This window comes from Pseudomonas sp. OVF7, from assembly GCF_030644265.1.
Lineage (GTDB): Bacteria > Pseudomonadota > Gammaproteobacteria > Pseudomonadales > Pseudomonadaceae > Aquipseudomonas > Aquipseudomonas gorinensis.
The window spans coordinates 983,800-1,001,332 of sequence record NZ_CP128996.1 but is presented as its reverse complement, the minus strand read 5'-3'; the positions used below and the strand labels follow the sequence as shown (position 1 = coordinate 1,001,332).

Annotated in this window: 17 protein-coding genes; 3 read left to right on the top strand and 14 right to left on the bottom strand. The window is 62.2% G+C overall.

Features of this window, described 5'->3' with window-relative positions:
- Window positions 1–6: 6 nt before the first annotated feature.
- The 10 genes from QU606_RS04460 to QU606_RS04415 all read right to left on the bottom strand — a co-directional run bounded on the left by QU606_RS04460 (window position 7) and on the right by QU606_RS04415 (window position 7,921).
- Window positions 7–432, bottom strand: a complete 426-nt coding sequence (locus QU606_RS04460; RefSeq protein WP_024072996.1) for a thioesterase family protein — start codon at window positions 430–432, stop codon at window positions 7–9.
- A complete protein-coding gene (gene hutH, locus QU606_RS04455) occupies window positions 425–1,966 on the bottom strand; it encodes a histidine ammonia-lyase (protein ID WP_304998147.1) in 1,542 nt (513 codons plus the stop codon). The genes QU606_RS04460 and hutH overlap by 8 nt, the downstream gene beginning before the upstream one ends.
- Entirely contained in the window at window positions 1,950–2,885 is a 936-nt protein-coding gene (locus QU606_RS04450; RefSeq protein WP_304998146.1) for a glycosyl transferase, read from the bottom strand. The genes hutH and QU606_RS04450 overlap by 17 nt, the downstream gene beginning before the upstream one ends.
- A complete protein-coding gene (locus tag QU606_RS04445) occupies window positions 2,882–3,616 on the bottom strand; it encodes a glycosyltransferase family 2 protein (protein WP_304998145.1) in 735 nt (244 codons plus the stop codon). The genes QU606_RS04450 and QU606_RS04445 overlap by 4 nt, the downstream gene beginning before the upstream one ends.
- Before the next feature lie 77 nt (window positions 3,617–3,693).
- Entirely contained in the window at window positions 3,694–5,364 is a 1,671-nt protein-coding gene (locus tag QU606_RS04440) for an AMP-binding protein (RefSeq protein ID WP_304998144.1), read from the bottom strand.
- Window positions 5,361–5,906: a membrane protein gene (locus tag QU606_RS04435; protein ID WP_024073001.1), complete on the bottom strand. Its 546-nt coding sequence runs from the start codon at window positions 5,904–5,906 to the stop codon at window positions 5,361–5,363. The genes QU606_RS04440 and QU606_RS04435 overlap by 4 nt, the downstream gene beginning before the upstream one ends.
- Window positions 5,903–6,157 carry an acyl carrier protein gene (locus QU606_RS04430; RefSeq protein WP_003187949.1) on the bottom strand — a complete coding sequence of 85 codons (255 nt, stop codon included), beginning with the start codon at window positions 6,155–6,157 and terminating at the stop codon, window positions 5,903–5,905. Before QU606_RS04430 ends, QU606_RS04435 begins: the two co-directional genes overlap by 4 nt.
- Window positions 6,158–6,166: 9 nt before the next feature.
- A complete protein-coding gene (locus tag QU606_RS04425; RefSeq protein ID WP_024073002.1) occupies window positions 6,167–6,436 on the bottom strand; it encodes a phosphopantetheine-binding protein in 270 nt (89 codons plus the stop codon).
- Complete coding sequence (locus QU606_RS04420; RefSeq protein WP_024073003.1) at window positions 6,414–7,226, bottom strand: 1-acyl-sn-glycerol-3-phosphate acyltransferase; 813 nt, start codon at window positions 7,224–7,226, stop codon at window positions 6,414–6,416. The genes QU606_RS04425 and QU606_RS04420 overlap by 23 nt, the downstream gene beginning before the upstream one ends.
- The gene (locus QU606_RS04415) at window positions 7,202–7,921 is read right to left on the bottom strand and encodes a beta-ketoacyl synthase chain length factor (protein WP_024073004.1); all 720 of its coding nucleotides are present in this window, start codon (window positions 7,919–7,921) and stop codon (window positions 7,202–7,204) included. Before QU606_RS04415 ends, QU606_RS04420 begins: the two co-directional genes overlap by 25 nt.
- Before the next feature lie 337 nt (window positions 7,922–8,258).
- Between QU606_RS04415 and QU606_RS04410 the strand changes: the two genes are divergently transcribed.
- Window positions 8,259–9,029, top strand: coding sequence for a ParA family protein (locus QU606_RS04410; RefSeq protein ID WP_024073005.1), 771 nt, complete (start codon window positions 8,259–8,261; stop codon window positions 9,027–9,029).
- 229 nt (window positions 9,030–9,258) lie between these two features.
- Here QU606_RS04410 and trxC read toward each other — a convergent pair whose 3' ends face one another.
- On the bottom strand, window positions 9,259–9,693 hold the full coding sequence (gene trxC / locus QU606_RS04405) for a thioredoxin TrxC (protein ID WP_024073006.1): 435 nt from the start codon (window positions 9,691–9,693) through the stop codon (window positions 9,259–9,261).
- Between the two features lie 236 nt (window positions 9,694–9,929).
- On the opposite strand from trxC, the gene QU606_RS04400 reads away from it, so the two are divergent.
- Both QU606_RS04400 and QU606_RS04395 read left to right on the top strand, forming a co-directional pair.
- Entirely contained in the window at window positions 9,930–10,217 is a 288-nt protein-coding gene (locus tag QU606_RS04400; RefSeq protein WP_024073007.1) for a type II toxin-antitoxin system HigB family toxin, read from the top strand.
- 6 nt (window positions 10,218–10,223) lie between these two features.
- Window positions 10,224–10,625 (top strand): type II toxin-antitoxin system HigA family antitoxin, encoded by a 402-nt coding sequence (locus tag QU606_RS04395; protein WP_024073008.1) that lies wholly within the window; start codon window positions 10,224–10,226, stop codon window positions 10,623–10,625.
- A gap of 18 nt (window positions 10,626–10,643) precedes the next feature.
- Here QU606_RS04395 and selO read toward each other — a convergent pair whose 3' ends face one another.
- From selO to QU606_RS04380, 3 genes are read right to left on the bottom strand one after another with little or no spacing between them, the layout of a single operon-like run.
- Window positions 10,644–12,107, bottom strand: a complete 1,464-nt coding sequence (gene selO / locus QU606_RS04390; RefSeq protein ID WP_069075112.1) for a protein adenylyltransferase SelO — start codon at window positions 12,105–12,107, stop codon at window positions 10,644–10,646.
- A 48-nt stretch (window positions 12,108–12,155) separates the two neighbouring features.
- Window positions 12,156–15,539, bottom strand: coding sequence for a mechanosensitive channel MscK (gene mscK / locus QU606_RS04385; RefSeq protein ID WP_024073010.1), 3,384 nt, complete (start codon window positions 15,537–15,539; stop codon window positions 12,156–12,158).
- Window positions 15,540–15,589: 50 nt separating this feature from the next.
- A complete protein-coding gene (locus QU606_RS04380; protein ID WP_024073011.1) occupies window positions 15,590–17,332 on the bottom strand; it encodes a potassium/proton antiporter in 1,743 nt (580 codons plus the stop codon).
- Window positions 17,333–17,533 lie beyond the last annotated feature (201 nt).

Here is a 17,533-nt window from a genome sequence, read left to right as displayed (position 1 = left end):
GGGATCTCATTTCAAGGCTCTCTCTACGGCGTCGGTGAAGACTTTGGGCGAGGCCAGTTGCATTTCGCGAGTGGCAATTTCCACCGCCACTTGCACGGTACTGGCGCGGGTCAAACGCTCGCCGCTGGCCAGATCGGTGATCAGGTAATTGACCTTCAAACGGTTCTCCCACTCCACCAGGCTGGCGCGCACGTTGATCGTCTGGCCGAACACCGCACCGCGCACATAGCGCAGTTGCATGTCGATCACCGGCCAGGCGTAGCCGGCTTCGAGCATCGCCGCGTAGTTATGGCCGATCTTGTCCAGCAACGCGCAGCGCGCCACTTCCAGGTACTTCACGTAATGCCCGTGCCACACCACGTTCATGGTGTCGACGTCGAAAAACGGCACGAGGATTTCGGTGTCGCTGTGCAGTACGCCAGGGCTACGCATGCAGCCCCCAGTGTTGCTCGGCGATGCGTTGCAGGCACAGGCGCAGTTCGCCTTCCAGGGCACGGTCTTCGATGACCGGCGGGAAGTCCTTGGCCAGTTCTTCGTGCATGGCGGCCAATGCCGGTGGCAGTGGGCGTGCATCCTCGGCCTGGGCGCGCAGCCACACACCCTGGTTGGCCGCGAGCAAGGTGGCGGCGGCCACCTGTTCGGTCAGCTCCAGCACGCGGATCGCGTCGCGGGCGGCAATGGTGCCCATGCTCACCTTGTCCTGGTTATGGCATTCGGTGGAGCGCGAGAACACGCTGGCCGGCATGGTATTTTTCAGCGCTTCGGCGGTCCAGGCGCTGGTTCCGATCTGCACGGCCTTGAACCCGTGGTTGATCATCGCGCGGTCCGCCGGCGCGCCGGACAGGTTGCTCGGCAGGCCATGGTTGTAACGCACGTCCACCAGCAGCGCGAGTTGCCGGTCCAACAGATCAGCGACGTTGGCCACCAGGGTCTTGAGGCTGTCCATGGCGAACGCGATATGCCCGCCGTAGAAATGCCCGCCGTGCAGCACGCGCTCTTCTTCGGCGTCGATGATCGGGTTGTCGTTGGCGCTGTTGAGCTCAATCTCGATAAACGAACGCAGCCAGTTCAGGCTGTCGGCCAGCACGCCGAGCACATGGGGCGCGCAACGCAGTGAATAACGATCCTGCAAGCGGTGCAAAGGGGCTGTCGGCGCATCAATCGCCAGGTCCTTGCGCAGCCAGGCCGCAACTTGCATCTGCCCAGGGTGCGGCTTGGCGGCGAACAGGCGCTCGTCGAAGTGCTCCGGGTTGCCTTGCAGCGCCACCACGTTCAGCGCGGTAATGCGCGTGGCCAGTTGCAGCAGGTAATCGGCGCGGGCGAACGCCAGGCAGGCGAGGCCAGTCATCACCGCAGTGCCGTTCATCAGCGCCAGGGCTTCCTTGGGGCGTAGCACCAGCGGCTGCCACCCCAATTCGCGGTGTACGTCGATGGCCTGGCGGCGTTCGCCACGGAACAGCACGTCACGTTCGCCGGACAGGGTCGCAGCCACATAGGACAGCGGCGTCAAATCACCGCTGGCCCCCACCGAGCCTTCTTCCGGGATCAGCGGCAGTACATCGTGTTCCAGGAGTGCATGCAGGCGCTCGAGCAGCTCCACACGCACGCCGGACACGCCGTGGCACAGCGACTGCAAACGCGCCGCCAGCACGGCACGGGTGGCTTGTGCGTCGAGCAACTTGCCCAGGCCGCAACCGTGGAAGGTGTACAGGTGACGCGGCAGCGCTTCGACGTGCTGCAATGGCACCGCCACCACGCAGGAGTCACCGTAGCCGGTGGTCACGCCGTAGATCACGCCTTCCTTGTCGAGCAGCGAGTCGAGGAACTGCGCGCCTTTGGCGATGCGCTGGCGATAGGCGGCGTCATCCTGCAAGTGCGTGGGCACCTGACGGTTGGCCAGGGCCAATACGTCTTCAATGCGCAGAGGGCGTTCGCCAAAGGTTACCGGCTCAAGATGCGTCGTCATCGGTCTTCCAGAAGGGATAAAAGTTGAACCATTGTTGGGGCGCTTCCAGGCAGAACTGGCCCAGGCGTGCGGCGTAGCGCGCGGTCCACTGCGCGATGACCTGCTCGCGGGTGCTGCGCTTCCATTCGATCGATTGCGCGAAGGGCTCGATGGTCAGGCGATAGCGGCTCTGGTGTTTGAGGCACATCAGCAGGTTTACCGGGCATTTGAGCAGGCCGGCCAGCAGCCACGGGCCCTGGGGGAAGGCGGCGTCATGGCCGAGGAAGTCCACGCGCACCGTGCGCCCGCCATGCAGCGGTACGCGGTCGCCGGCAATTGCCAGCCATTCGCCTTCGTCCAGGCGCTGGCTGAGCAGCAGCATGGTGGCCGGGTCCAGCTCGCTGACCTGGATCAGGCGTAAATGGGTCGCGCCGGCTTCGCCCAGCAGGCGGTTGAAACGCTCGGCATGCTTGGTGTGCACCAGCACGTTCATGGTGACGCGTTCGCCGATTTCCGCCAGCGCACGGCACACTTCGAGGTTGCCCAGGTGCGCACCCACCAGCATCTGTCCGCGTTCGCCACGCAGTTGCCCGCGCAATTGCGCCGGGTCGTTGATCTCGATCTGTTCCAGGCGCAGCTTGCCGTTCCAGACGTCGAGCTTGTCGAGCAAGGCGTCGGCAAAGGCCATGAACTGGCCGAAGACTTTGCGCTGGCTCGGGCGCAGCTCATCCCGACCGCTCCACTCAGCCAGGCGCTGCTGGTACTGCCAGGCGCTCTGGCGCGCCGTGCGGCCGAACAGGAAGAAGTACAACACGATGCCGTACAACAGCGGGCTCAGCAGGCGCCGGCCAAGCACCTTGGCGGCGACGGCGGTGAATTTCATCAGCCAGTAGCTGCCGCGCTCCTCGCGATCGGCCCAGTGTTTGCTGCTGTCGCTCATGCCTGCCACCGTCGCCACAGGATCATCGGCGCGCGCACCAGCATGCCGAAGAACAACCGGGTGTGCATGGCCGAAATGCGCACGTTGTCACGGAACAGGCGGAAGTGTGACAGCCCGTCGGCGGGGTAATGCACCTGGGTCGGCAGCCAGCGCATTGGCTGGTTGCGCCAGGCCAGGCGCACCAGGATGTCGGAGTCGAAATCCATGTGTGTGCCGATGTAGGCCGAGTCCATCAGGGCCAGCGTGGGCGCCAGCGGGTATACGCGAAAGCCGCACATCGAGTCGCGAATCTGTAGCGACAGGGTATTGATCCATACCCACACATGGGTCAGGTAGCGCGCATACAAACGAGTCTTGGGCACGCTGTCATCGTATTCGGGGTAGCCACAGATCACGGCCGTGGGGTGCCGGCGTGAGGTGTCGATAAAGCTTTCGACTTCGCGCAGGTCATGTTGGCCGTCGGCGTCCACTTGCAGGGCGTGGGTGAAGCCCAGGCGCGCGGCTTCGCGAAAACCGGCCATGACCGCACTGCCTTTGCCCTGGTTGTTGGGCAGGGTCAGCAGGGTGACGTTATCGAGGTTCGCCAGTTGCGCCAATACCGCCGCGCACGCCGGGCTGCTGCCATCGTCCACCAGCAGACAGGGCAGGCCGCTGTTCAGCAGGCTATAGACCACGGCCGGCACGGCGGCTTCGTGGTTGTAGACCGGGATCAGGGCGCAGGGGTTATGCATGGTGTCCCTCATTGATAGGAAAACACCCTGTGGCGAGCGGGCCCGCTCGCCACAGGAAGCCGATTTGCCACAAAAGCTTATGCATGGGCGGCTTCCAATTGGATCCGGCCGCTGGAGCAGGTGGCGACGCCGTTGCGGTAGGCGAAATACAGCTTGCCGCGTTCCTGGTCGAAGCGCAGGTGCAGTTCGATACAGTCGCCCGGACGCACCAGTTGCTGGAACTTGAGCACTTCCATGCCGGCGAAGGTCGGCGGCAGGTCCAGGCACTGCTGGCCGAGGTTGAATGCCCACTCTACTTGCACCACGCCCGGCAGCACCGGGGTGACCGGGAAGTGGCCGCTGAAATAGGCCAGGTCCGGCGGGACGCTCAGTTGCAAGGTCCATTCGCCATCGACTTCGACGTGTTCCAGCACTTCCGGCGCTTTTGGCCGGGGGGCCAGCAGCAGTGCTTCGACATCCGCCTGGGGCAGCTTGCCTTGGCTGTTCAGTGGCAACTGGCGCAGCAAGCGCCAGCGCCGAGGCAGGGCCAGGGCTTCGCAGTGTTGGCTCAGGTGCTGGCGCAGGGTTTGGGTCACGGTGCGTCGGCCCTGGTTGCGCAGGGCATGCAGGCCCTCGGCGCTCAACACCACCAGCGCGCCGAGTGACGCACGGTTTTCCTGGACCACGCCCAGGCGGGTTTCGGTGACCCACGGGTGGGCCATCAGCGCGTGTTCAAGCATAGGCAGGGAGATGCGTTTTTCTTCCAGCTTGACGATGCGGTCCAGGCGGCCGAGCAGTTCGAAGCGGCCATCGGCGTGGATGCGGGCGGCGTCGGCGGTCTGCTCGATGTGCCCGGCGGGCAAGTACGGCGATGCGATGCGCAGGGCGCCGTCGGCGTCCTGGCTCAGCTCGACACCGGCAAACGGCTGCCACGGCTGTGCGCCTTGGCGCCAGGCAATACCACCGGTTTCCGAGCTGCCGAGGATTTCTGTCGGCCATTGCTGCAGGCGATCGTAAAGGCTGCCGGCGGCCTCGATGGGCAGCGCGCCACCGGAAGAGAACACCCGCGACACTTGGCTCAGCGCCGTCCAGTCGAGGTTATCGCCCATGCGCTTGAGCAGCGCCGGGCTGGCGACCCAGGCAAAATGCGCGTGTTCGCGGCTGGCGCGCTGTAAATCCTCGGGGAAGGCCAGTTGGTGGCGCACAAAGGGACGGCCGGCGCACAACGGCCATAGCACCCGGAACAGCAAACCGTAGATATGTTGGGTGGCGACGCTGCCGATGATGCACGCGTCTTCGAGGTCTGGACCCCATAGGGCTTCCAGGGCCTCAACTTCGTTGGCCAGCTGGCGCAGGGTCTTGTCGATGCGCTTGGGTTCGCCGCTGGAACCGGAGGTACACAGGCTCAGTTGGCAAGTGTCCAGATCCAGTGCCGCCGGGTCCAGCGGCGTTTGGTCGAGCGCGGCGAGGTCATCGGCGGCGATCAACCAGGCATCGACGGCATCGGCCCAGCGTAGGCGGGTTTGCGGTTGCAGGTCGGCGGGCAGCAGCACGCTGGCCCCGGCGCGCCAGGCAGCCAGCAAGGCGACGGCCAATAGGCCGGCATCTTCCAGATGGACAGCCACGCGCTTGATGCCATGTGCCTGCAAACCCGCCGCCAGGCGCAGGGATTGTTCCCACAGCTGGGCGTGATTCATTGCAGGTTCGGTGGTGACCAAACGCTGTTGCAGCGGCTCAAGCAGCAACTGCTCAAGTTTCAACCCATTCATACGCGGCCTCGAACCCTTTGTCGTACCAGCCATTCCACGGCAAACAACAGCCCCATCAGCCCGTAGGCGATCAGGCCGTTGTACAACGTCCACCAGCTCAGCGGCGCCCACAGGGTGAGGGCGGCGGCGAGCAGGCCATTACATAGAAAAAACACACTCCACACCACGGTGACCTGGCGCGTATACACGACGGCGTGGGTTGGCAACTGAGGGTCGCTCATGCGGGCCAGGCGCTCGACCATCGGCGGGCCGTATTTCAGGCTCAGGCCGAACAGCGTGAGCATGAATGCACTGACCAGGCTCGGGTACCAGCGCAACAGGCGAGGGTTGTCGAACCAGGCCAGCAGCAGGCAAAACACGATGACCGCCACGGCCATCCAGCGGCTACCGGGGCGCCGTGCAGCGGTCAGCGCGCGCAACAGCCACAGGCTGCCCAGCAGCAAGCCAAATTGCCACGGCGCAAAGTGCTCGGTGCCGTAATACACGGCAAAAGGGTACAGCAGCCCCGCCAGCAACAGGCCAAGGCTAATCAACCGGCTCATGCGGCTGGCTGGACCAGACGGTACACCGCCTCAACCACATCGTTCACGGTGCGTACTGCCTTGAATTCCTCAGCGGCGATCTTCTTGCCGGTCTGGCGCTTGATATGGTCGATCAGGTCCACGGCGTCGATGCTGTCGATTTCCAGGTCCTGGTACAGGTTGGCGTCGAGGGTGACGCGTTCCGGGGGCAGTTCAAACAGTTCCACCAAGGCATCGCGCAGGGTGTTGAAAATATCGTCACGAGTTTGCATGGTCCGGTCTCAAGCTGCCTGTCTGGCCGTGACGAACGCCGCAAGGCTGGCCACGTTGGTGAAGTGATTGCGGGTGTCCTTGGCGTCGGCATCGATTTTTATGCCGTACTTTTTCTGGATCGCCAGGCCCAATTCCAGGGCGTCTACCGAATCCAGGCCGAGGCCTTCGCCGAACAGGGTTTGATCGTTTCCGATGTCGTCGGCGCTGATGTCTTCCAGGCCCAGGGCCTCGATGATCAGCACCTTTATGTCGTGCTCAAGGCTGTGTTGGTCGCTCATCTTCGGCGAGCTCCTTAATAAAATAGTGATGCAGGTAATCGTTGAGCTTGCGTGAAGCCTGGGGCGCGGGCCCGAGTGCGGCAAACGCCTGTGGTTCTATATCGGCCCCTACCCGCAAACTGAAGTGCACGCGGCGTTTTGGGATGCGATACCAGGGTTCGGCCTTGGTCAGGGTGGTGGGGCTGACCTTGATCACCACGGGGGTGATGATTGTCGCACCGCGCAGCGCAATGGCGGCGGCGCCGCGATGAAAGGCAGGCGCCGAGCCAGGGGTGGTGCGGGTGCCTTCGGGAAAAATGATCAGGGTCTGGCCGCCGCGCAGGGCATCGGCGGCGGCATCGAGCATTTCGCTGCTGCCGTCGTTGCTGATATAGCCCGCATCGCGCACCGGCCCACGGGTGAAGGGGTTCTGCCACAGGCTTTGCTTGACCACGCAGTTGGCCTGGCGCACCAGGCCGATCAAAAACACCACGTCGATCAGCGACGGGTGGTTGGCGATGATCATCTGGCCTGGGCGCCCGAGGTTTTCCGCACCTTCGACGCTGTAGGTCAGCACGCCGGCGCGTTGCATCAGGCGGATAAAGAACCAGAACAGCTTGCTGATGGTATGGCGGGCGCGGCGTTGGTGTTTTTCGGCGCTTCCTGGCAGGCACGCGAGCAACGGGAACACCAGCAAACGCAGGCACAGGCCGCCTGCTCCGAACAGCGCGAAGCTGGCGGCGGTGGCGAGCAGGCGCCAGTAGTAGGCGTCCCGTGGTTTGTCGGTCAGGGCTTGCGTTGCCAGTTCCATACGCGGTTCTTCCAGGCATGTTGGCAGGCGACCTGTTCAGTGAGCAGGGTGCGCAGCAGGTTCAGGGCATGGGGCCACTGGGTTTGAGTGGGTTGGACAGTGCCGCGGGTAAGTTCCAGTTGCCACTCGTCGCCTGGGGTCAGCAGCAGGCCGAGGGCATAGGGGAACGGCACGTCGGCGATCCAGTCGGCATAGGCTTCAGGCGGCTGTTCTTCGGTAATCACCAGCAACACGGCCGGGGCGCCTTCATTGAGCAGGGCGGCGGCTTCGAGCAGGCCGTGTTCCAGGCCGTCGCCAGCGGCAGCAAGGGCCGTCATCTCGCTGGTTTCATTGCGTAGGATCGACCACAGGCCAATCACTGCGTTATGTACCGACAGGCTGAACTGGGTCGGCGACAGCGGCTGGTCATTGGCCAGGTCGCTGAGGATGTCGAGGGTGCGCGGGGTTTCGCCGTGACGCGAAATAAACACCAGGGGCAGGTCTTGCCGGCCCTCGGCCAGCGGCCAACCCACGCTGAACGCCATGCGTGCCAGGCGGCTGAGGCGGCGGCGCTGCATGGCGGGCAAGAACGATACGTCGGGGCTGGCTTCGCTGGCGGGCAGCAACACCGGGGCCCGGCACCAGGCGTACCAGTCGTCCGCGCTGTCCAGGCCAGGAGCCCAGGCACGCCATTGGGCGATGTTGAAGTTGATCACTGAGAAGTTATCCCGCCCCTGCGGGCTTCCATGTGCGGCCATTGGCCGAGTTTACCGGGACGGTGAGCAAGAGCCGAATGGCGCGCATTATCCGGGTGCTGTGGGGTTCTAGCAAACTTTGGTAAAGAATTGTTCACGGCTGATTACAAAATTTGCGGAGAGATTTACAGATTGTCCTTTACCGCAGGACGAATTGGATTGTCGGACCCTTCCTATTCGTTTGTACGCGATGAGCCATGGCTCGCGGTTAATGCAGCCGTGCATGGATGAACGAGGTAGCGAACAGGCGCTTTTGCCCTCTACACTCGGACATTCATTGATACACGGAGGTTTTTCCATGCGGCGCGTGGTGTTCAATCAGAAAGGCGGCGTTGGCAAGTCCAGTATCGCCTGCAACCTGGCGGCAGTCAGCGCCAGTGAAGGCTATCGAACCCTGTTGGTGGACCTCGATGCACAAGCCAACTCCACCCAGTACCTTACCGGGCTGACCGGCGATGATATCCCGATGGGCATTGCCGAATTCTTCAAGCAAACCCTGTCTTCCGGGCCTTTTTCCAAGAAAAACCGCGTGGATATCTACGAGACACCGTTCGACAACCTGCATGTGATCACGGCCACCGCAGAGTTGGCGGATTTGCAGCCCAAGCTCGAGGCCAAGCACAAGATCAACAAGCTGCGAAAGCTGCTGGATGAATTGAGCGAGGATTACGACCGGATTTACCTGGATACCCCGCCGGCATTGAATTTTTATGCGGTTTCGGCGCTGATTGCCGCTGATCGTGTATTGATCCCCTTCGATTGCGACAGTTTCTCGCGCCAGGCGTTGTATGGCCTGCTGGCGGAAATCGAAGAGTTGAAGGAGGACCACAACGAGGGTCTGGAAGTGGAAGGCATCGTCGTCAACCAGTTCCAGGCCCGGGCGAGCCTGCCGCAGCAGATGCTCGATGAGTTGATGGCCGAAGGCTTGCCGGTATTGCCGGTGTACCTGGCCAGCTCAGTGCGCATGCGTGAGTCGCACCAGCAGAACAAGCCGCTGATCCACCTGGACCCACGGCATAAGCTCACTCTGCAATTCGTGGAGCTGCACAACCTGCTGGAAAATGCCTGACGTCAAGCGCTACCCGGACCCAATGTGGGAACGGGCAAGCCCGAATGCCAGTCAGTTAAGCGTACATCGCCTTCTGTAGGAGCGAGGGGGACGCCTAGTTCTTGCTCGCGAAAAACTCACAGACGCCGCATTCACTCAGGAAACACGCGTTATCGTTGACGTTTTTCGCGAGCAAGAACTAGGCGTCCCCCTCGCTCCTACAAAAAAACTTAACTGACTGGCATTCGGGTTACACCCCCTGGCTACGCAACCAACTCATCAACTGCGGCAACGGAAAGGCGCCGCTCTGGCGCGCCACTTCGCGGCCGTTCTTGAACAGAATCAAACTGGGGATCGAACGAATCCCCAACTGCGCCGACAGCTGCTGATTAGCCTCACTGTCCAGCTTGGCCAGCCGGCACTTGCCCGCCAGCTGCGCGGCCGCCTGTTCGAATACCGGCGCGAAGGATTTACACGGCCCACACCAATCGGCCCACACATCCACCAGCAACGGTAAATCGCCCTTGATCTGGCTGGCGTAGTCGCCTTGCTTCAGCTCGAAAGGCTTGCTCAGTAGAACCGGCTGCTTGCAGCGCCCACATTTGGGCGTATCCCCCAGGCGCTCTCCGGGGATGCGGTTGAGGCCGTTGCAATGGGGGCAGGGGATAACGAGAGGTTCGGACATGGTGGCGCTCCGTGGATGTGGCCAATGCTCCCTATCTGGAGTCAGGTAGCCGTTTTATCAAGCTCGAGGGCGACGACGCATGCGCTAACAGATTCGCAAATGTCGATTGGCGCATGCCTATCTAGGCTGGGAGTGCTTGTTCGAAACAGCACCATTGGTCCGTTCGGCGCCATAGCAAATTGCGATAGTCGCAGTTCGGGTTTAACCTCCATAGCAATATGCGATAGGGATGTTGCATGCGCGTAATCAGTGCGAAACAAATCCGCAATGCCAAAGTGAAGTGGCCTCATTCAGCCTGTGCTTTGGATGCGTGGTATCGGAAGGTCAAAGTCCTCAATCCAGAAGACTTCGCGGCGTTGAAATCGATTTTTCCGGCCGTGGATAAAGTGGGGGCGTTACACGTCTTCAACATAGGTGGTAACAAGCTGCGCCTCATTGCGATTGTGCGCTACCGAATGCAGCGGCTCTATATTCGACATGTGCTGGACCATCGGGAATACGACAAGGGTAATTGGAAGGAGTGAGTGGAAATGAGTGTGCTGATCGAGCAGGTGGCCGAGCATTGGCAATTCGTGTCGCCCCTGTTGCGCAAGCCCAAAACCGAGGCTGACTACGATGTGCTGGTGGAGGCGCTCGACGAATTGCTGGATATCGTAGGGGAAGACGAAGCTCACCCGTTGATGGGCGTGGTCGATATCATCGGTGACTGGGTCGAGGCTTATGACTTGGAGCATTGGCCAGTGCCAGAGGCCAGCGGTGTCGACGTATTGCGATCCCTGATGCAGGAGCATGGTTTGACGCAGAGTGATTTGCCAGGTGTTGGCGCTCAATCGGTTGTCTCGGAAATCCTCAGTGGAAAACGCCAGCTCAACGTTCGGCAGATTCGTTGGCTGGCGGATTATTTCAAGGTGCCGGTCGATATGTTCATCTAACCGCGAGCATGGCGCGTATCACGACGAACAGCTGATCTCCAGATGCTTGCCCCAATCCGGCGGCCGCTGCGCGTACTGTTCCATCCCCGCCTGTTCCTCGAATGGCTTGGAAAGCACCTCGTGCAAGCGCCGCACTTCGCTGTAATCGCCTGACTCGGCAGCGGTGATGGCGTTTTGTGCGAGGTAGTTGCGCAGGATGTACAGCGGGTTCACCGCATGCATTCGCGCACGGCGCTGTTCTTCGGTGCCGTCCCCATCCCGTTCGACACGGGCCTTGTACAGCTCGGCCCAGGCATCAAACCCGGCTCTATCGACGAAATCATCGCGCAACCGCGTCACGGCCAACGCTGCCGATTCATCCCCCAGCCGTCGGAAGAACAGCGTGTAGTCCACGCCGCTGTTCTGCATCAGCTTGAGCAAGCGCTCCACCAATTTCTGATCATCGTCTTCAGCAGTGGTCAGCCCCAAACGACGACGCATCAAATCCAGGTAGTGCGCCTGGTACAACGGCAGGTACAGGCCCAGGGCTTCCTTCAAGGCATCGACGCTGATAAACGGCGTGAGTGCCTGGGCCAGCGCGCTGAGGTTCCACTGGCCAATCGGCACCTGGTTGCTGAAGGAGTAGCGTCCTTCGTGATCGGAGTGGTTGCAGATGAAGTGCGCGTCGAAATCATCCAGAAACGCAAACGGCCCGAAGTCGAAGGTGATGCCGAGGATCGACATGTTGTCGGTGTTCATCACCCCATGGCAAAAACCATACGCCTGCCATTTGGCGATCAGTTCTGCATTGCGTTCGACGATTTCGCGGAACATCGCCAGATACGGTTCGGGCTGTTCGCGGCAGTCGGGGTAGTGCAGGTTCAACACGTGTTCGGCCAGTTCAGCCTGCTGTTCGGGCTTCTTGGTGTAATAAAAATATTCGAAATGACCAAAACGGATATGGCTGCGGGCCAGGCGCAGGACCATGGCCCCGCGTTCCTGCTTCTCACGCCACACCGGGGTGCTGGAGCCGATCACGCACAGTGCGCGGCTGCTGGGAATGCCCAGCGCGTGCAGCGCTTCAGAGGCGAGAAACTCACGAATCGAAGAGCGCAGCACGGCGCGGCCGTCGCCCATGCGCGAGTAAGGCGTCTGCCCGGCGCCCTTGAGGTGCAGGTCCCAATGCTCGCCGGCGGCGTTGTACACCTCGCCCAGCAGCAACCCACGGCCATCGCCCAATTGTGGGTTGTAGGAGCCGAACTGGTGCCCGGAGTAGACCATCGCCCGCGGTTCCGCCTCGGCCCATAGCTTGTGCCCGCCAAACAGCTCGGCGAATACCGGGGTTTCGGCCACCGTCGGGTCGAGGTCGAGCAGGGCCATGGCGGCATCGCTCGCCACGACCAGGCGTGGTTCGTCGAGGGGTTCAGGCAATACGTGGGTCGAGAACGCGTCGCCCAGGCGTGCGAAGCGGTTGTCGAAGGTCAGTTCGTCGAGGGCTTTCACCGGCCATCTCCAGCAGAATGTCCGAGCATTCTGCTGGGGATAGGCGGTTTAGTCGAGCTTGGAGGGGGGCGGCTCGGGGGCATCCGCCACTTTGCCCGGTGGTGGCTCCGGGGTATCCGGGGATTCGACCGGACCGACGATGGTCCTGTTTTCGTCTTCTACCGGCACCAGCTTGTACTCCTGGCCGTGGAGGTTTTTCAGGTAGACCTCCATCTGCCGGAACGAGATGTTGATGTGGTGGTTCTTGAACTCGCGGTTGATAAAGCGGTTCACCTCGTCGATCACCGGGTTGCGGTCGCCCAGGTCGCGCACGTGCATGCGCAATTCATGGTCGAGGGTGCTTTCGCCGAAGTTGAGGAAGTAAACATGGGGTTCCGGTTCCTTCAGCACCCGTGGGTTTTCTCGCGCAGCCTTGAGCAGCAATTCCTTCACCAGGTCCAGGTCGGAGCCGTAGTCCACCCCCAGTTTCAGGGTGACTCGGGTGATGGTGTCGGTCAGCGACCAGTTGATCAATTGCCCGGTGATGAAGGTCTTGTTCGGGACAATGATGTCCTTGCGGTCGAAGTCGGTGATGGTGGTCGCGCGGATGCGGATCTTGCTCACGGTGCCCGACAGGTTGCCGATGGTAATGGTGTCGCCGATCCGTACCGGGCGTTCGAACAGGATCATGATGCCGGAGATAAAGTTGGCGAAGATCTCCTGCATGCCGAAGCCCAGGCCCACCGACAGCGCGGCGACCAGCCATTGCAACTTGTCCCAGCTCACACCGAGGGTGGACAGGGTCGAGACAAAGCCGACGCCGGCAATCACATACGACAGCAACGTGGTGGTGGCGTAGGCGCTGCCCTGGGCCAGGTCCAGCTTGGACAGCACCAGCACCTCCAGCAAGCCGGGCAGGTTGCGCGCCAGGGCGAAGGTGATGCCGATGATGATCAGCGCGCCGAGCAGGTCGCCGATGCTGATTGGCACCATGCTGATATTGGCGCCGGTGCCGCTGGTGTATTCGTAGAGGGTGACGTTGTCCAGGTAGGAGAACACCGAGATCAGGTCTGACCACACCCAGTACAGCGCCGCGATGAAGCCGCCGAGCAAGGCCAGGCGGATCAGGCGCATCGATTGTTCGTTGACCTGTTCGATGTCCAGGGTCGGTTCTTCGATCACCGCCTCGCCGTCGCCGGCTTCCTTGGCTGCTTGGCGCTTGGCCAGGGCGCGGGAGTAGGCCAGGCGCCGTGCGGCAACGCCCAGGCCGCGTACGAAGGTGGCTTCGATGACCAGCCAGAGCATCAGCAGGTACAGGGTATTGATCAACCGGTCACTGAGCTTGAGCGCGGTGTAGTAGTAGCCGAAGCACACGGCGATAAACAGGGCGATGGGCAGCGCGGTAAACACCAGGCCCATGGCTTTGCGAAACAGCGAGGCTTTTTCGTGGGTCGGGCTGTGTAACAGCAGGCGCCCCAGTAGCCAGGCCATCAGCGCATAGCACAACAGCACCACGCCAATGCCCAGCACGTCGTCGGCCAGCGCTGCCGGTTGATGTTCGGCAATCGCCACCACGGCCACCAGGGCCAGAACCACCAGCCCGAGCTTGCGCACCCAGCCTTGCAGGAATTCGACCTGGGGTTTTTCCCAGCGGAAGTGCAACTCGGCCACGCCGCCCGGCGCCAGGATGCGGTAGGCGGTGTAGAACACCAGCCACGCCTGGGCGATCTGCAACAGTGCCGCGCCGAGGTTGGCGTTTTGCCCACGGGCGTCGATCTGCAGTGCATAGCCGCACAGCGCCAGGCCCAGGGCCACCGGCATCGCCAGCAGGATGTTCACCAGGATCGCCTGTGGTGTGTGCCACTGGCTGTCGCGCTTGAAGTGGCCGATATCCAGGTGGACCTTTTTCAGGCGGGCGTACAGGGCGTTACGTCGCCACAGCAGGGCGCCGATCAACAGCAGGAGCGGCAGGAACAGCAGGGGGCGCTGGGTCAGGCCATCGTACAGTTCGCTGACGCTGGAGGCCCAAGGCAGGCTGGTGACTTGCTTGCTCAGGTGCGCCGGTACGGTTTCCAGCCATTCGGTGTCCAGCGGCTTGTTGCTGGGGATCCAGAACATCTGCTCGTCCAACGTCGCACGCAGGGTGGTGGCGGTGCTGAGCAGTTGTTTCTGGTTCAGTTGCAGGGTGATCGATTCGTTAAGCAGTGCGCTCAGTTCGCGGCTCAGGCGCTCCAGCAGGTCGCTGCGGGTGATCGCCAGTTCCAGCAGGGTGCGGCGCAGTTGCGGGGTGATATCGTCCGGCGGCTGGTTGGCCAGCAGGTTGTCTACGTAGGTGCTGGGGGAACTGATCAGCTCGCGCTGCTGGTTGACCTCGAACTGATACAGGCGAATGTTGGCGATATCGTCCGCCAGGTCGCGGTCTACCGTGAGGCGTGGCAGTGCCTGTTTTTGCTTGTAGAGGATCTTGGAGAGCAGCAGGCTGCCCTTGAGGACGTTGATCTGTTCATCCAGCGCCGAGTCGCTCTGGGTCACGGTGTCCAGTTGCTGCTTGGTCTGCAGGTTTTTCTGGGTCAGGTCGTTGAGGCGGTCGGTGCTTTTGAGCAGGTAATCGGACAGCTTCAGGTTGGCCGCGCTTTCCGTGGCCAGCAGGCTGCTGCCACCGGCTTTCTGCGCTTCGATCGATTGTTGGGTAACGGTCTGTTGGGACTGGGCCAGGCGTTTCTGGTTGATCAGGGTTTGCAGGTCCTGGATCTCTTGTTCCAGGCGCGCGGTCTTTTCGACTACCAGGTCGTGCTGGCTGTTGCCCAGGTCTTGCAGTTGGCTGTTGCCGGCCAGTTCCTGGCGGCGCAGGGGGATCAACGCGTTCAGGGCGGCGAGTTCGGCGTTCAACTGGTTGCGCTGGTCGCTGCTGAGGGTCTTGCCATTGTCCTTGCCGGCCTTGAGGGTCGAATTGATCTGCTGGATGCGCGTCTGGCTGTTGCTGATTTCGGTCTGGGCGCGCTCGGGGCGGGTCTGGGCGGCAATGGTCAGGCTGTTGGCTTCGGCCAGGTCTTTTTGCAGGTCGCCTTGCTGGGTGGTGCGCTGCACCAGCAATTGCTCCAGTTGCGGCACCGGCAGCGAGGCGTAGCGCTGGGCTACCGGAATGACCTTGGTGGCCTTGAGCCGGGTCAGTTCGCGCTGGTTCTCGCTGGTCTGGCGCGGCGCGTCTTCCAGCTGGCGCTTGAGGTCCGCCAGGCGCTGTTCGTAATCCTGTTTGTTACCCAGGTAGGTCAGGGTCTGTTGCAGGATCGACTGCAGCGCCTTCATGTCGGCGTCGGGCAGCTTGCGATCAGGCAGCTTGTCCAGGGTTTGCTGGATGGCGTCGGCGCTGGGTGGGTCGGCGGCATATACGCTGCCGACACAAAGAGTCAGGCCCAGCAGGGCAGTGGCGAGAAAAGTGCGCAGGGTTAGCATAGAGACCGGTCGAGCAAGGTGAAGAATCAGGGGCGTTGTCGCCCCGCAGTTTAGAGGAAGAGTCCGGGGCCCGGGCGACTTCCTTCGGGGAATCTGACGCCGACTTTGCCAATCTTGTTCCCGTCCATGACCGCGACGGTCCAGATGGTGTTGTTCCACTCCACCTGGTCGCCGACCACGGGCGCACCGCCGACTTTCTGGGTGATGAAGCGGCTCAGTGGCATGTCCGGGTCGATACCTTCCAGCTTGAGGCCGTACAGGGCGGAAACCGCGCCCAGCTGGGCGTCGCCCTCGAGGACGAAGTCGCCGAAAAAGCGCAGATCCAAGCCGCGTTGCGGCGCCTGGCTGAACAGTTTGCCCAGGGCCGGCAGGTTGTGTTCGTGGCCGATCACGCAGAGCAGATCGCCGACTTCCAACACCGTACTACCCGACGGGTGGAGCAGTTGCTGGCCACGGAACAGCGCGGCGATCCGTGTGCCTTCGGGCATTTTCAGTTCGCGCAGGGCGGCGCCGATGCACCATTTCTCTGCGCCGAGGCGGTAGACGAACAGCTCCCACTCGCTGGTGACGTGGACTTCCAGGGCCGCCCGGGAAATCGGTGCGGGCTCCGGCGGTACGGTCACTTTCAGCAGCTTGGCCACCCACGGCAGGCTGGTGCCCTGTACCAGCAGCGAGACCAGCACGATAAAGAACGCCAGGTTGAAGTACAGCTGCGCATGGGGCAGGCCGGCCATCAGCGGGAACACCGCCAGGATGATCGGCACCGCGCCGCGCAGGCCGACCCAGGCAATAAAGGCTTTCTCGCGGCCGTGGAACGCCTTGAACGGCAGCAGGCCGACCATCACCGACAATGGCCGCGCAAACAGGATCATCCACAGTGCCAGGCCTAGGGCCGGCAGGGCGATGGGCAGCAGGTCATGGGGCGTGACCAGCAACCCCAGCACCAGGAACATGCCGATCTGGGCCAGCCAGGCCATGCCGTCGAGCATATGCAAAATGCCATGGCGGCTGCGCACCGGGCGGTTGCCGATCACCAGGCCGCACAGGTACACCGCGAGGAAGCCGCTGCCGTGCAGGGCGTTGGTCAGGGCGAATACCACCAGGCCGCCGGCGATCACCAGGATCGGATAGAGGCCAGTGGCCAGGTTGATGCGGTTGACCATTTGCAGCATCAGCCAGCCGCCGCCGAGGCCGATGAGGCCGCCGATGCCGAATTCGCGGATCAGGTGGGTCAGCAGGCTCCAGTGCAGGCCGGTCTGGCCGCTGGCAAGCATGTCGATCAGGGTGACGGTGAGGAACACTGCCATCGGGTCGTTGCTGCCGGATTCGATTTCCAGGCTGGCGGTGACCCGTTCGTTGAGGCCCTTGCCGCCGAGCAGCGAGAACACCGCGGCGGCGTCGGTGGAGCCGACGATGGCGCCGATCAGCAGGCCCTGGATGATATTGAGGTTGAACAGCCAAGCGGCGGCCATGCCGGTGAGGCCGGTGGTAATCAACACCCCCACCGTGGCCAGCGATAGCGCCGGCCAGAGTGCCACGCGAAAACTCGCCACCCGCGTGCGCAAGCCGCCGTCGAGCAGGATCACGGCCAACGCGAGGTTGCCCACCAGGTAGGCGGTCGGGTAGTTATCGAAGATGATACCGCCGCCGTCAACGCCGGCGACCATGCCCACGGCCAGGATGATCACCAGGATCGGGATGCCCAGGCGGGACGACAGGGAACTCACCAGAATGCTTGCACCCACCAGCAACGCGCCGATCAAGAACAGGCTGTTGATGGTCGTCGCATTCAAAGGCAGTACTCCATGAGCATATAAGACGGGCGCAAACTGACCATGCAGTCTACGTGCCAGCGATTCTAACCTGTTGAATTGCCGCGCTGTCAAAAAGCTTTTTCTGATTCATATAGATCCAAATGTGGGAGGGGGCTTGCCCCCGATTACGCTGTATCAGAATCAGATGTGCTGATTGACACACTGCTATCGGGGGCAAGC